At 54.8% G+C, this 14424-nt stretch carries 15 protein-coding genes; 3 read left to right on the top strand and 12 right to left on the bottom strand.

Features of this window, described 5'->3' with window-relative positions:
- Window positions 1-12 precede the first annotated feature (12 nt).
- The 5 genes from sucA to sdhC form a co-directional block, all read right to left on the bottom strand.
- Window positions 13-2814: a 2-oxoglutarate dehydrogenase E1 component gene (sucA, locus tag F0Q32_RS19725; protein WP_149464430.1), complete on the bottom strand. Its 2802-nt coding sequence runs from the start codon at window positions 2812-2814 to the stop codon at window positions 13-15.
- A gap of 282 nt (window positions 2815-3096) precedes the next feature.
- A complete protein-coding gene (sdhB, locus tag F0Q32_RS19720) occupies window positions 3097-3813 on the bottom strand; it encodes a succinate dehydrogenase iron-sulfur subunit SdhB (protein WP_015965316.1) in 717 nt (238 codons plus the stop codon).
- 15 nt (window positions 3814-3828) lie between these two features.
- Window positions 3829-5595, bottom strand: coding sequence for a succinate dehydrogenase flavoprotein subunit (sdhA, locus tag F0Q32_RS19715; RefSeq protein WP_149464429.1), 1767 nt, complete (start codon window positions 5593-5595; stop codon window positions 3829-3831).
- Window positions 5595-5942, bottom strand: coding sequence for a succinate dehydrogenase membrane anchor subunit (gene sdhD / locus F0Q32_RS19710; RefSeq protein WP_015965318.1), 348 nt, complete (start codon window positions 5940-5942; stop codon window positions 5595-5597). Before sdhD ends, sdhA begins: the two co-directional genes overlap by 1 nt.
- Window positions 5936-6340 carry a succinate dehydrogenase cytochrome b556 subunit gene (sdhC, locus tag F0Q32_RS19705; protein ID WP_015965319.1) on the bottom strand — a complete coding sequence of 135 codons (405 nt, stop codon included), beginning with the start codon at window positions 6338-6340 and terminating at the stop codon, window positions 5936-5938. The genes sdhD and sdhC overlap by 7 nt, the downstream gene beginning before the upstream one ends.
- A 639-nt stretch (window positions 6341-6979) precedes the next feature.
- On the opposite strand from sdhC, the gene F0Q32_RS19695 reads away from it, so the two are divergent.
- From F0Q32_RS19695 to F0Q32_RS19690, 3 genes are all read left to right on the top strand, one after another.
- The gene (locus tag F0Q32_RS19695) at window positions 6980-8263 is read left to right on the top strand and encodes a citrate synthase (RefSeq protein WP_149464427.1); all 1284 of its coding nucleotides are present in this window, start codon (window positions 6980-6982) and stop codon (window positions 8261-8263) included.
- A 117-nt stretch (window positions 8264-8380) separates the two neighbouring features.
- Window positions 8381-8530, top strand: coding sequence for a hypothetical protein (locus F0Q32_RS26840; protein ID WP_370516895.1), 150 nt, complete (start codon window positions 8381-8383; stop codon window positions 8528-8530).
- Between the two features lie 11 nt (window positions 8531-8541).
- Window positions 8542-8820 carry a bacteriocin immunity protein gene (locus F0Q32_RS19690; protein ID WP_149464426.1) on the top strand — a complete coding sequence of 93 codons (279 nt, stop codon included), beginning with the start codon at window positions 8542-8544 and terminating at the stop codon, window positions 8818-8820.
- Between the two features lie 55 nt (window positions 8821-8875).
- Here F0Q32_RS19690 and nei read toward each other — a convergent pair whose 3' ends face one another.
- From nei to pxpB, 7 genes are read right to left on the bottom strand one after another with little or no spacing between them, the layout of a single operon-like run.
- A complete protein-coding gene (nei, locus tag F0Q32_RS19685) occupies window positions 8876-9667 on the bottom strand; it encodes an endonuclease VIII (protein WP_149464425.1) in 792 nt (263 codons plus the stop codon).
- A 14-nt stretch (window positions 9668-9681) separates the two neighbouring features.
- Complete coding sequence (gene pcp / locus F0Q32_RS19680; protein ID WP_149464424.1) at window positions 9682-10326, bottom strand: pyroglutamyl-peptidase I; 645 nt, start codon at window positions 10324-10326, stop codon at window positions 9682-9684.
- A gap of 9 nt (window positions 10327-10335) precedes the next feature.
- The gene (locus F0Q32_RS19675) at window positions 10336-11331 is read right to left on the bottom strand and encodes a DUF979 domain-containing protein (RefSeq protein ID WP_015965326.1); all 996 of its coding nucleotides are present in this window, start codon (window positions 11329-11331) and stop codon (window positions 10336-10338) included.
- Complete coding sequence (locus F0Q32_RS19670) at window positions 11331-12053, bottom strand: DUF969 domain-containing protein (protein WP_149464423.1); 723 nt, start codon at window positions 12051-12053, stop codon at window positions 11331-11333. The genes F0Q32_RS19675 and F0Q32_RS19670 overlap by 1 nt, the downstream gene beginning before the upstream one ends.
- Window positions 12054-12110: 57 nt before the next feature.
- Window positions 12111-12845, bottom strand: a complete 735-nt coding sequence (gene pxpA, locus F0Q32_RS19665) for a 5-oxoprolinase subunit PxpA (protein WP_149464422.1) — start codon at window positions 12843-12845, stop codon at window positions 12111-12113.
- Window positions 12835-13767, bottom strand: coding sequence for a 5-oxoprolinase subunit PxpC (pxpC, locus tag F0Q32_RS19660; protein WP_149464421.1), 933 nt, complete (start codon window positions 13765-13767; stop codon window positions 12835-12837). Before pxpC ends, pxpA begins: the two co-directional genes overlap by 11 nt.
- Entirely contained in the window at window positions 13761-14417 is a 657-nt protein-coding gene (pxpB, locus tag F0Q32_RS19655) for a 5-oxoprolinase subunit PxpB (RefSeq protein WP_149464420.1), read from the bottom strand. The genes pxpC and pxpB overlap by 7 nt, the downstream gene beginning before the upstream one ends.
- Window positions 14418-14424: the final 7 nt, after the last annotated feature.

Here is a 14424-nt window from a genome sequence, read left to right as displayed (position 1 = left end):
TGTATCCTTTAATTAATCGACGTTCAGCGCGTCATTGACCAGATCTTGTTGCTGTTTCTGGTGAACGGACATGTATCCTACCGCAGGTGAAGCGGAGGCCGGGCGACCTGCGTAACGCAGAGACGCTCCAAAGGGAATGACTTCACGGAAATGGTGCTGGCTACAGTACCAGGCGCCCTGGTTGAGCGGCTCTTCCTGACACCAGACGAAATCATGCACGTGGGCGAACGGCTTAAGCGCTTCCTGCATCGCCTGATGCGGGAACGGATAGAGCTGCTCAATACGCACAATGGCGACATCTTTCTGCTCGTTCTTACGACGCTGTCCGAGCAGGTCGAAATAAACCTTACCAGAACAAAGCACGACGCGTTTCACCGCTTTCGGATCCAGTTCGTCGATTTCGCCAATCGCCGGCATAAAGGTGCCGTTTGCCAGTTCATCCAGGCTGGAGACCGCCAGCGGGTGGCGCAGCAGGGATTTCGGTGACATAACCACCAGCGGACGACGCATCCCGCGCAGCGCCTGACGACGCAGCATGTGGTAAACCTGTGCCGGGGTGGTCGGTACGCAAACCTGCATGTTTTGTTCAGCACAAAGTTGCAGATAACGTTCCAGACGCGCAGAAGAGTGCTCCGGACCCTGTCCTTCATAACCATGCGGCAGCAGCATCACCAGGCCACACATACGGCCCCATTTCTGCTCACCAGAGGAGATGAACTGGTCGATAACTACCTGTGCGCCGTTGGCGAAGTCGCCGAACTGCGCTTCCCAGATGGTCAGCGTGCGCGGCTCTGCAGTGGCATAACCGTATTCAAACGCCAGCACCGCTTCTTCAGACAGCACGGAGTCCCACACTTTGAACTCGCCCTGGCCGTTATGCACGTGCTGCAACGGGGTATAAGTAGAGCCGTTCGCCTGGTTGTGAATGACCGCGTGGCGGTGGAAGAAGGTCCCGCGACCGGAGTCTTCACCAGACAGACGGACGGAAACGCCTTCATCAACCAGCGTGGCGTAGGCCAGGTTTTCTGCACCACCCCAGTCGAACAGTTTCTCGCCTGCGGCCATGGACTGACGATCGCCATAAATCTTCGCGACGCGAGACTGCATTTCGACCGCATCCGGCACCGTACTGATACGGTTAGCCAGCTCCTGCAAGCGCTTCATCTCAACCTTGTTCGGATAGCTTTCATCCCACTCATGGTTGAGGTACGGCGACCAGGTAAAGGAGTGCAGGTTCATCTGACGCCACTCTTTCACCACGCACTCGCCCGCGTCCAGCGCGTCACGGTACAGGTTGACCATTTCGGTGGCATCTTCCAGCGTGGCGACTTTCTGCTGCTCAAGTTTGTCAGCATAGATCTTACGCGGAGTCGGGTGTTTCTTGATTTTCTGATACATCAGCGGCTGAGTTGCGCTCGGCTCGTCGGCTTCGTTATGGCCGTGACGGCGGTAGCATACCAGGTCGATAAAGACATCACGTTTAAAGGTGTTACGGAAGTCCAGCGCCAGACGGGTGACAAACGCAACGGCTTCCGGGTCATCCGCATTCACGTGGAAAATCGGCGCCATCACCATCTTACCGATATCGGTACAGTACGGTGTGGAACGCGCATCCAGCGGGTTAGAGGTGGTAAAGCCGACCTGGTTGTTAATGACGATGCGAACGGTACCGCCCACTTCGTAACCACGCGCTTTCGACATGTTCAGGGTTTCCTGAACTACGCCCTGCCCTGCAACCGCCGCATCACCGTGAATGGTGATTGGCAGCACCATGTTGCTGCTCGGGTTATCCAGACGATCCAGACGCGCACGCACGGAGCCGATAACCACCGGGCTGACAATTTCCAGGTGTGACGGGTTAAACGCCAGCGCCAGGTGTACCAGGCCGCCGTCGGTTTCAAAGTCAGACGAGAAGCCCATGTGATACTTCACGTCACCGGTGCCGAGGTGCTCTTTGTGTTTGCCGGAAAACTCGTCAAACAGGTCCTGAGATTTTTTACCCAGCACGTTAATCAGTACGTTCAGACGACCGCGGTGCGCCATACCCAGCACCACTTCACGCGTACCGTTGTTACCCGCGTGACGAATCATCTCTTTTAACATCGGAATTAACGCATCCCCACCTTCCAGCGAGAAGCGTTTCGCGCCCGGGAATTTCGCACCCAGGTAGCGTTCCAGACCTTCCGCCGCGGTGAGTTCGCTCAGGAAGCGTTTTTTCTCTTCCGCCGTAAAGGTGGCATGCCCGGCCTCGAAGCGCTGCTGAATCCAGCGTTTTTCTTCGGTGCTGGTGATGTGCATATATTCCGCACCGATGGAGCCACAGTAGGTTTGCTTGAGTGCTTCAAGCAGATCGCCCAGCTTCATCGTCTCTTTGCCGATAGCAAACGAGCCTACGTTAAAGCTTTCCTGGAAATCGGCCTCGGTCAGATCGTGGAAAGACGGATCTAAGTCTGCCACTTTATCTTGCTGCCACAGTCCTAACGGGTCGAGATTGGCCTGTTGGTGACCACGGAAGCGATAAGCGTTAATGAGCTGCAGGACTTTAACCTGCTTCGCATTGGTGTCAGGGTCGGAAATCGAAGAAGAGTAACGTGAGGCATCCTTCGCCAGACGACGGAAATATTCACGCGTGGTGGAATGGAGTTGATCCGGTTTGACTCCGGTGCCAGGTAACTGCTGGAACGTCGAACGCCAGTTAGCGTCTACCGAGTCAGGGTCGGTCAAGAAGTCTTCATAGAGCTGTTCTATCCAGCTCTGGTTCGAGCCAGAGAGGTAAGAAGAGTCCAACCAGGCTTTCAAAGCGCTGTTCTGCATCGTGATCCCTTAAGCATTTTTATGCTTACTTCGCCGTGGATACTACCACGTACATTGGCTGTACGTGCCGGGGTTCACCTGCGAGCTCTTGTCTAAGTAGTGGCTCGCGAAGGAACCTTTAAAAACTGTCAAACATAATTAGGGGCAGTTTTTAGAGGTTTCCTGCATATCTTTGTTACACCTGATGGCGCTTCGCTTATCAGGCCTACGGGTGCTTACTTGTAGGCCGGATAAGGCGTTTACGCCGCATCCGGCACTGTGCACCGGATAAGGCGTTTTTACTTACGCACTGCGCTGTAACAACATCGACTTAATATGACCAATCGCACGCGTCGGGTTCAGCCCCTTCGGACATACACTGACGCAGTTCATGATGCTATGGCAGCGGAATACGCTGAAAGCGTCACTCAGGCCATCAAGGCGGCTATCGGTTTCGGTATCACGGCTGTCAATCAGGAAGCGGTACGCTGCCAACAGACCTGCCGGGCCGATAAACTTATCCGGGTTCCACCAGAACGATGGGCAGGACGTCGAGCAACATGCACACAGGATACACTCGTACAACCCATCGAGTTTTTCACGCTGCTCTGGCCCCTGGAGGTGCTCACGAGCAGGAGGATTTTGCCCATTATTCAACAAGTAAGGCTTAATCTTCTCATATTGTGCATAGAATTGCCCCATGTCTACCACCAAATCACGAATGACCGGTAAACCAGGCAGCGGACGGATGACAATCTTCTGCTTGCCATTGCCCAGCGCCGAAATGGGCGTGATGCAGGCCAGACCGTTTTTGCCGTTCATGTTCAGGCCATCGGAACCACATACCCCTTCACGGCAGGAGCGGCGGAACGACAGACTTGGGTCTTTCTCTTTCAACTGGATGAGGGCATCCAGCAGCATCATGTCGCGCCCTTCTTCGCCTTCCAGGGTATATTCCTGCATGCGCGGAGCGTCATCGACATCCGGGTTATAACGATAAATTGAAAATTCGAGTTTCATTGACCTGTCTCCGCATTAATAAGTACGAATCTTCGGCGGGAACGCCGGACGCAGTTTTGGTTCCATATTGACGCTACGACGCGTCATGGACTCAGACTCTGGCAGATACAGGGAGTGGCACAGCCAGTTTGCGTCATCACGATCCGGATAGTCGAAGCGGCTATGCGCGCCACGGCTCTCGGTGCGGAAGTTCGCGGAAACAGCAGTCGCGTAAGCGGTTTCCATCAGGTTATCCAGCTCCAGGCATTCAACACGCTGGGTGTTAAATTCGCTGGAAGTGTCGTCCAGACGGGCATTTTTCAGACGCTCACGAATGGCTTTCAGTTGCTCAAGACCTTTCGCCATCGCATCACCTTCACGGAATACCGAGAAGTTGTGCTGCATACATTCCTGAAGCGCTTTGCGGATTTCGACCGGATCTTCACCGTCACGGTTACCGTTCCAGCGATTCAGACGTTCCAGAGAAGCGTCAATCTCTTCTTCGGTGGCATCGCGCAGTGCGCCCTGCTCAGCGATAGATTCCTGCAGATGCAAGCCCGCCGCACGGCCAAATACCACCAGATCCAGCAGCGAGTTGCCGCCCAGACGGTTGGCGCCGTGAACCGATACGCAGGCGATTTCGCCTACCGCAAACAGCCCCGGAATCACCACATCTTCGCCCTGCTCGTTCACGGTCAGCGCCTGGCCGGTCACTTTGGTCGGAATACCGCCCATCATGTAGTGGCAGGTTGGGATTACCGGAATCGGCTCTTTAACCGGGTCGACGTGGGCGAAGGTACGGGAAAGCTCAAGGATGCCCGGCAGACGGGATTCCAGAACTTCTTTACCCAGGTGGTCGAGTTTCAGTTTCGCGTGTGGGCCCCAGGGACCGTCACAGCCACGACCTTCACGGATTTCGATCATGATGGAACGCGCCACCACGTCACGACCCGCCAGGTCTTTCGCATTCGGCGCATAACGCTCCATGAAGCGCTCGCCGTGTTTGTTCAGCAAGTAACCACCTTCACCACGGCAGCCTTCTGTCACCAGCACGCCCGCACCGGCGATACCGGTTGGGTGGAACTGCCACATTTCCATATCCTGCACCGGAACACCGGCTCGCAGGGCCATACCGACGCCGTCACCGGTGTTGATATGCGCGTTAGTGGTGGACTGATAAATACGGCCTGCGCCACCGGTCGCCAGCACGGTGGCGTTAGCTTTGAAGTAAACCACTTCACCGGTTTCGATACACAGGGCGGTACAACCGACCACTGCGCCATCGGCGTTTTTCACCAGATCCAGCGCGTACCACTCAGAGAAAATAGTGGTGTGGTTTTTCAGGTTCTGCTGATAAAGGGTGTGCAGCAGTGCGTGACCGGTACGGTCAGCTGCCGCCGCAGTACGTGCCGCCTGCTCGCCACCGAAGTTTTTCGACTGGCCGCCAAACGGACGTTGATAGATACGACCATCATCCAGACGGGAGAACGGCAGGCCCATGTGTTCCAGCTCCAGAATCGCTTCCGGGCCAGTTTTACACATATATTCGATAGCGTCCTGGTCACCAATGTAGTCCGACCCTTTTACGGTGTCGTACATGTGCCATTCCCAGTTATCTTCATGGGTGTTACCCAGCGCGACGGTAATACCGCCCTGCGCGGAAACGGTGTGCGAACGGGTTGGGAAAACTTTAGAGAGCAGCGCACAGGTCTGGCCGCTCTGGGAAATTTGCAGTGCCGCACGCATACCCGCGCCACCGGCACCAATCACAACAGCATCAAATTCTCTTACTGGCAGTTTCATTACACACCCCACACCACAACAAATCCATAAATGACGTAAACCACCAGCGCAACAACGATTGCCAGTTGCAGCACCATGCGCAGTGCCAGCGGTTTAACGTAGTCGGTCAGCACCTGCCACATGCCAATCCAGGCATGAATCAGGATAGAAAACAGGGCCAACAAGGTGAACACTTTGGTGAACGCAGAGGAGAAGAAACCACTCCAGACTTCCCAGGTGAGGTCGCCGCTCGTCGCGAAAAAGCCAACCATGTAGATAATGTACAGAGTCAGGACGATGGCGGTGGCGCGTACCAGGATGAAGTCATGTACGCCGTTGCGTCCTAATGCTGAGGCGTTGCTTACCATACGAGGACTCCTGCAAGAATTGAAAGCACGACAGTAATAACAAAAGAAATTTTGGCGGAGCGCTTACCTGCTTCGAGGGTTTCTTCCAGATAGCCAAAATCCATCAGCAGATGGCGAATCCCTACGATGGCGTGATACGCCAGCGCGGTGAGAATGCCCCACATAATAAATTTAACGAAGAAGCTGCCCATGATGGAGGACGCATAAAGGAAGCCTTCCGGAGAGGAGAGACTGGTGCCCAGCAACCAAAGCAGAATACCGACAGCCACAAACGTTATGACTCCGGAGACGCGATGGAGAATGGACGCTATCGCCGTGATTGGGAACCGGATCGTTTGCAGATCCAGGTTGACAGGTCTTTGTTTTTTCACATTTCTTATCATGAATAACGCCCACATGCTGTTCTTATTGTTTCCTTTCCTCCGGTCTGCTTGCGGGTCAGACAGCGTCCTTATCTATAACTTCGCGTCATATAAAACTCTGCTTCCAGATGCTAAATCGACACGTTACAACGCTGGGTGGCTCGGGATTGCAGGGTGTTCCGGAGACCTGGCGGCAGTATAGGCTGTTCACAAAATCATTACAATTAACCTACATATAGTTTGTCGGGTTTTATGCTGAACAGTGATCAACGTCACGATTACAACAATATTTTAAAAATTAATCACGTGATTTGACAAATATTAAACATTATTGTTACAACCATCACCTGAAAAAGCATATAATGCGCAAAAGTTATGGGGTCACTCTTTCACCTGATAATAAGTTATGTAACAGTGTCCTGCTATTGACCAAAGTTATCAGGAAAGATATTAGTGATAGACAGGTTTTGACTATTCGGGCTGCTAATGTCCTGATTTGCTGATGTTTCACTGTAGATTAAACGCGTACCGTCAAGCGCCATTTGCTCTGTACCCTGGTATCACCTCTGCAGCAGAGCCTTGAGCCAAATAACAAACTGGTCACGTTAAACTATCATTTGAATGCAAACCAGGTAGCCGGCAGCCTTAAGCAATAAGGCGCTAAGGAGACCGTAAATGGCTGATACAAAGGCAAAAATCACCCTCGGTGGTGACACTCCTATTGAACTGGATGTGCTAAAAGGCACGCTCGGTGAGGATGTTATTGATATCCGTAGTTTGGGTTCGAAAGGCATTTTTACTTTTGACCCTGGTTTCACCTCTACCGCATCCTGCGAATCCAAAATCACATTTATTGATGGTGATGAAGGCATCCTGCTGCACCGCGGTTTCCCGATTGACCAGTTAGCCACTGAATCTAACTACCTCGAAGTGTGCTACATCCTGCTGCACGGTGAAAAGCCAACGCAGGCTGAGTATGACGAATTCAAAACCACCGTTACCCGCCACACCATGATTCATGAACAGATCACTCGTCTGTTCCACGCGTTCCGCCGCGATTCTCACCCAATGGCGGTAATGTGCGGGATCACCGGTGCCTTAGCGGCGTTCTACCACGACTCGCTGGATGTGAATAACCCGCGTCATCGCGATATCGCTGCATTCCGCCTGCTGTCTAAAATGCCGACCATGGCGGCGATGTGTTACAAATATTCTATCGGCCAGCCGTTTGTTTACCCGCGCAACGACCTCTCCTACGCGGGCAACTTCCTGAACATGATGTTCTCCACGCCGTGCGAACCGTATGAAGTGAACCCGATTCTGGAACGCGCAATGGACCGTATTCTGATCCTGCACGCTGACCACGAACAGAACGCCTCAACCTCTACCGTGCGTACCGCAGGCTCCTCCGGCGCGAACCCGTTTGCCTGCATCGCGGCCGGTATTGCATCCCTGTGGGGGCCGGCACACGGCGGCGCCAACGAAGCTGCCCTGAAGATGCTGGAAGAGATCAGCTCTGTTGAACACATTCCGGAATTCGTGCGTCGTGCGAAAGACAAGAATGATTCTTTCCGCCTGATGGGCTTCGGTCACCGTGTTTATAAAAACTATGACCCGCGCGCGACCGTGATGCGTGAGACCTGCCATGAAGTGCTGAAAGAGCTGGGCACCAAAGATGACCTGCTGGAAGTGGCGATGGAGCTGGAACACATCGCGCTGAACGACCCGTACTTCATCGAGAAGAAACTCTACCCGAACGTAGACTTCTACTCCGGCATCATTCTGAAAGCGATGGGCATTCCGTCTTCCATGTTTACCGTTATCTTCGCGATGGCGCGTACCGTGGGCTGGATTGCGCACTGGAATGAAATGCACAGCGAAGGCATGAAAATCGCCCGTCCTCGTCAGCTTTATACCGGCTACGAAAAACGCGATTTTAAATCTGACCTGAAGCATTAATCTGCCAGGCTGCCGGGAAACCGGCAGCTTCCCTCGCTTTAAACCATTTTCTTTTTCAATATTTCTTTGTGTATTTATTTATCACTTCTATTTCTTTCTTCTAAATAACCATCCTAATTGACGCCCTCCTCACAATCTGCTTATCTCAGGCTTGCACTCTCTTTTGGCTTAGCTGTCATTTACATTAAGAATAAAGGTGAGGTTTATGACATAGATAATATGCACGTAAACACGCCTGAAAATCACATTAATACTCACAGTAAATAAAGGGTTTCAAAATGTTGATTAAACCAGCTATTGAAGATTACACAGAAGAAGAGTTTCTTGAATTTCTTAATGAATTTTTCAAAAACCCCAAGAATCTCAAAGGCAAAGAACGAGAGTCATACATTGATTCATTAGTAGAATACTTTGACCAAATCGTAACACATCCGGAAGGAAATGGGCTGTTGTTTTACCCACCCAAAGATAGAGAAGATAGCCCTGAAGGTATCGTTAAAGAAATCAAACGCTGGCGGAAATCCCAGGGGCTCCCGCTGTTCAAAGACAGCGAATAAATATGCCCACCATACAGGGCCGGATGATGTAAACCCTCATCCGGCCAAAACCACCCTACTTCTGACAATTCGGGCACCAGTAAAACGGCCTCGACGACATACTCGTCTTTTCAATCACGCCCCCACAGCGCTCGCAAGCTTCACCCTCGCGATGAAAAACCTTAAAGCGGAACAATGCGCCGTGATGTTTATTCTCATCCACCCGCCCGCGCGTGTTGTATGACAGCCGCGGGATCGCCAGCAACGCCTGCGCCAGCGCATCAAGCTGTGCATCAGAAAGCTGCGAGGCTTTACGCTGCGGGGCAAGCTGCGTCTGCCAGAGAATCTCAACGCGCAGGTAATTGCCTAACCCGGCGAGAAACGCCTGGTCAAGTAACAATCCGGAAAACTGACGATTGCGAAAACGCGGCGACAACAAACGCGCTTTAACATCGGCTTCCGTCAGCTTAAGGTCGAGCACGTCCGGGCCCACGCGTTGTAAAAACGGGTGCGTGGTCAGTTGCTCGGGCGTCAACATTTCGATGTCTGAAGCGCTGTAGAGCAGAATCGCTTTGTCCGCCGTTTGCAGCTTCACGCGCAATACGCGCGTGGTTTGCGGCACGGAATTCGCCTTTACCACCCGCCACACGCCGTAAAGCTGATTATGGCTGTAGAGCGTCAAACCGTTAGAAAAATGGGTGAGAAGCGCTTTACCGCGCGTTTCGATATGGGTAATGCACTGCCCCACCAGTTGGGATTCATAAGGTTTCAGTTGTTCGAAGGCAAACCCCACCTCAGTGAGCGGTTTGCCTTTAACAGCTGCCTCCAGGCTATCCGCCGCACGGCGGATCTCCGGGCCTTCAGGCATAGTGTCGTCCTTTGTTAATGCGTTGCGCCGCCAGTAATCGGAATGTCGTTTTCCACCTGCAAGGCAGTGGCAATCGCCAGTTCCAGTCCCTGACGCACGGTTTCCGCCGCCATGCTCGGCGCACCAGGATGCGCCGCCGCCTGCTGCGGCAAATACGGAATATGGATAAAACCGCCCTTCGCTTCCGGTATACCGCTCAGTTTATGCAGCAGACCATACATCACGTGATTACACACAAAAGTGCCCGCCGTTTGCGACACTGACGCGGGAACACCCACATCACGCAGCGCGCTCACGATGGCTTTGATCGGCAGCGAACTAAACCACGCCGCCGGGCCATTGGCCACAATCGGCGTATCGACCGGCTGATTGCCCCGGTTGTCAGGAATGCGGGCGTCATCAACGTTAATCGCCACGCGCTCAACGCTGATATCCGTGCGCCCCCCTGCCTGCCCGACGCTCAGAACAAGCGTGGGCGAGAGCGAATCGATGGCCGCGTTCAGTTCAATCAGCGCCTCCCCAAAGACGCACGGCAGCTGACGCGCCACCACGCGGCACCCGCCGATGATAGCATTATCAAGACGCGAAACGACTTCCCATGAAGGGTTAACCGCTTCGCCATCAAACGGTTCAAACCCGGTGATTAACACTGTGCGCATTTTCACTCCTTACAGGAACATCAGGAAATAGAGCAGGAAAACGTTAACCAGCAGCAACAGCACGCCCGTCGGCACCTGCGCTTTGATCACCGCGTTTTTATCCGGCAGTTCCAGCAATGCTGCCGGAACGATATTGAAGTTCGCCGCCATCGGCGTCATCAGCGTACCGCAGTAGCCTGAGAACATGCCAATCGCCGCCATCACCGCCGGGTTGCCGCCGTGCTGCAACACCAGAATCGGGATCCCTATCCCCGCCGTGACAATCGGGAAGGCCGCAAAGGCGTTGCCCATCACCATCGTTAACAAGGCCATGCCGATGGTATACACCGCCACGGCAATGAATCGACTGTCGACCGCAAGATAGGTTTTGGTCAGCCACGAAATCCCTTCGCCCACACCTGCGGCGGTAAACAGCAGGCCGAGGGTCGCCAGGATCTGCGGCAGAATAAACGCCCAGCCGATGGAGTCCAGCAGGCGACGCGCTTCCTGAATTGGTTGATGCACGCGCTCGTGGGTCATTTTAATTGCCATTGCCAGACCAATCAGCGTGCCGACGGTCATCGAGAAAAGCGTGACCAGCGTGGAGTGATTGCCTTCGCCAAACAGCGAGGTCTGTAAGCCCGGCACGTTGTTAAACAGCAGCACGCCAATAACCGTCACCACCGGAATCGCCAGCGCAGGATAGAAAAGACGGTTCCCCAGACGGCTGGCGCTCTCTTCACGCTGTTTCTGCGTGCGCTGAGAATAGCTCCCCAAACGTACGCCGCCGAAACCGGCAATCAGCGCCATCAGCACCACCGCCACGCCAACGGCGATATGCACCGTACGCTTGTCGCCAACCAGTTCATAAGCCCAGTCGCCGAGTAAAAACAGCAGGCCGTAGACACCCCAGAAAAGGCCCGTCGTCAGACGACGCGGGTTGGCTTTGTCGCCCCAGGACATCAGCGCCACAATCAGCAGCACGATCCCCGCCAGCCAGTAGAGATAACTTTGTTGAAAATGCATTATGCGTCTCCCCTGGCTGCCGCAGCATGGGCTTTCGCCACTTCGCGTTGCAGGTAATTATCCAGCCGCCACATCCGCGCGCCGTGGATCAGGAATGCGCACAATGCGGTAGGGATACCCCACAGGGCGATGTGCAGCGGTTCGGTCTGAATACCGCCTGACTCCAGCATAAAGTTATGCATGAAGATAACAGCGCCGAAGGCCACGAAGATATCTTCACCAAAGAACAGCCCGACGTTATCGGTCGCGGCCGACATCGCACGCAGGCGATAACGCACTGCACCAGGCAATTCACCGTGCGTCTTCTCCGCCGCACCTTCCGCCATCGGCGCCAGCAGCGGGCGCACCATTTGCGGATGACCACCGAGGCTGGTCAGCCCCAGCGCCGCCGTGGCTTCCCGCACAAAGAGATAGACCACCAGCAAGCGCCCGGCGGTCGCACTGTGAATTTTGGCAATCCACGCCTGAGCGCGCTCTTTCAGCCCGTGACGTTCAAGAAGGCCGATAACCGCCAGCGGCACCAGAAGGATAAACGGCAGGTTACGCGTGTTGAGAAAGCCCTCGCCGAGCTTTTCGAGGATAGTCAGCAGCGGCATATGTGCCGCCAGACCGGTGACGATACCAGCGGCAATCACCACCAGTACCGGGTTAAAACGCAATAAAAATCCAGCCACAATGACGGCGATACCCATCAGCGGCCAGAGAGATACTATCTCTCCCATACTCTCCACCCTGTTTTCGTTATGTTATGTTGTTGTAAAACATCTAGTTATATGCGCTTATGCGCTAATTTTTATACTGCGCTCGTCAAACGCGCGACGCAAACGGCGCGCGAAAAGGAGTGCGTGTTCCCCGTCGCCATGCAGACATACCGTTTGTGCAATTACCGGCGTCCAGACACCGTTAATACTTTTCACCTGTCCTGATTCCACCATCTCCAGCGTTTGCGCCAGCGCCTGCTCTTCATCGCTGATGAGTGCGCCCGGCTGGCTGCGTGGCACCAGGCTACCATCGTCCTGATAACCTCGGTCGGCAAACACTTCCTGCCGCGTAACCAACCCGTAACGTTCGCCTGCGCGAATCAACTCGCTCCCTGCCAGGCCCACTAAAATCAGCGATGGCGAACAGTCATGCACCGCACGGGCGATGGCATCCGCCAGTTGTGGATCTTTGGCCGCCTGGTTATAGAGCATGCCGTGCGGTTTTACATGGCGCAGAATGCCGCCCTGCGCACGAGTGATGGTATCCAGCGCGCCAATTTGATACAGCGTCTGGGCGTAGACCGTTTCCGGCGGCAGCTGCATTGCTGTGCGGCCAAAGTTTTCGCGGTCAGGGAAGCTGGGATGCGCGCCAATCGCCACGCCGTTTTTCAGCGCCTCACGCACGCTTTCAACCATGGTTTGCGCATCGCCCGCGTGGAAGCCGCAGGCGATATTGGCGGAAGAGACCAGTTGTAACAGGGCGGCATCGCTGCCGCAGCCTTCACCTAAATCAGCATTTAAATCAATGTGCATCGTTGAGTCGCCATGCCAGTTGTTCCAGATAACGCTGCTGATCTTGGCGCGCCTTTAGCGCCTCCTCCAGCGTACAGGGAACGAAGTGAATCGGTTGCCCGAGGGGAATTTGCGCCAGTTGATACATATCGGCTTCGATAATACAGGCTATGCGCGGATAGCCGCCGGTGGTTTGCGCGTCGTTCATCAGCACAATCGGCTGGCCGTTATGCGGCACCTGCACCACACCCGGCAGCAGGCCGTGCGAATACATTTCGCGATCGGTCTGGCGCATCAGTGGTTGCCCTTGCAGGCGATAACCCATGCGGTTACTTTGTGGGCTCAACTGCCACGGTGAACGCCAGAACGCGTCCTGTGACGCTTTATCGAACTCATGATATTCCGGCCCCGGCAGCGCACGGATGCGGTTGCTGTGCTGTAACTGTTTCACCCCCTGCGGCCCGTCGAACGGGCGCAACGCTTCACCCAGCGGCAGCGTATCGCCATCCTGCAATCGCCGCCCTTCCAGACCGCCAACGCCCACTTTCAGATCCGTACTGCGCGACCCCAGCACCAGCGGGACATCAATTCCGCCCGCTACCGCAAGATAGCTACGAATGCCGTGAACGGGGCGCTTAAGAACCAACTGCTGCCCGGCTTTTGCCCATTGTCGCCAGCCGCTCCAGACCGGTTTATCATCCAGCTGCGCATCGCAGCCTGCACCGGTTAAGGCAAACCAGCCGTCGCGGGTAAATTCAACGCTGACCTGCCCAAGGGTGATTTCCAGTGCAGCAGCGTTGGCGTCATTGCCCACCAGCAGGTTAGCGGTGATCAACGCGGGTTTATCCAGCGCGCCGCAGCGGCTGATCCCCGACTGCCTCAGCCCTTCTCGCCCGCAGTCCTGTACCGAGGTATAAAGCCCGGCGCGAATGAGTTTTAGCATACGCCCTCCTTTTGCGGCACAAAGCGCAAGGTATCGCCGGGGCGTAACAGCACCGGATCGTCTTTCTGTGGATCAAACAACGGCTGCGAAGTCAGGCCAATTAGCTGCCAGCCACCCGGCGTCGCGAGCGGGTAGATCCCGGTTTGCGCGCCGCCGATCCCCACCGATCCCGCCGGAACCAACAAACGCGGTTCGGCGCGACGCGGCATGGCGAGTTGTTCCGGCAGGCCGCCAAGGTACGGGAAGCCCGGCTGGAAACCGAGGAACCACACCACGTAATCCACCGATGAGTGCAGTTCAACGACCTGCTTTGGCGTCAGACCGCTATGTTGCGCGACCTCATTGAGATCGGGCCCCTGCTCACCGCCGTAAATCACCGGAATTTCGATATAGCGGGATTCCGGCTCCAGCGCGTCACTCTCCTCCCACCATCGCTGTAAACGCTCAATGGCATCAAGGGCCAGATCCTGCGGGTTACGCAAAATCACCGTAATGTTATTCATACCCGGAATGGCTTCCACCACTTCCGGTTGCTCAGCCAGACGCTGAGTTAATCGCCAGATTCTTTTCTGGCTCGTCAGGGTGACCGGCGGCTCGAGTTCGAGCACCACCGCTGTTTCCCCCAATAGATAACAACGCGCTCGCTGCACTCTTTAC

The organism is Pseudocitrobacter sp. 73 (assembly GCF_008369545.1).
GTDB classification, from domain to species: Bacteria; Pseudomonadota; Gammaproteobacteria; order Enterobacterales; family Enterobacteriaceae; genus Pseudocitrobacter; species Pseudocitrobacter vendiensis.
This window is presented reverse-complemented; position numbering and strand designations above follow the sequence as displayed.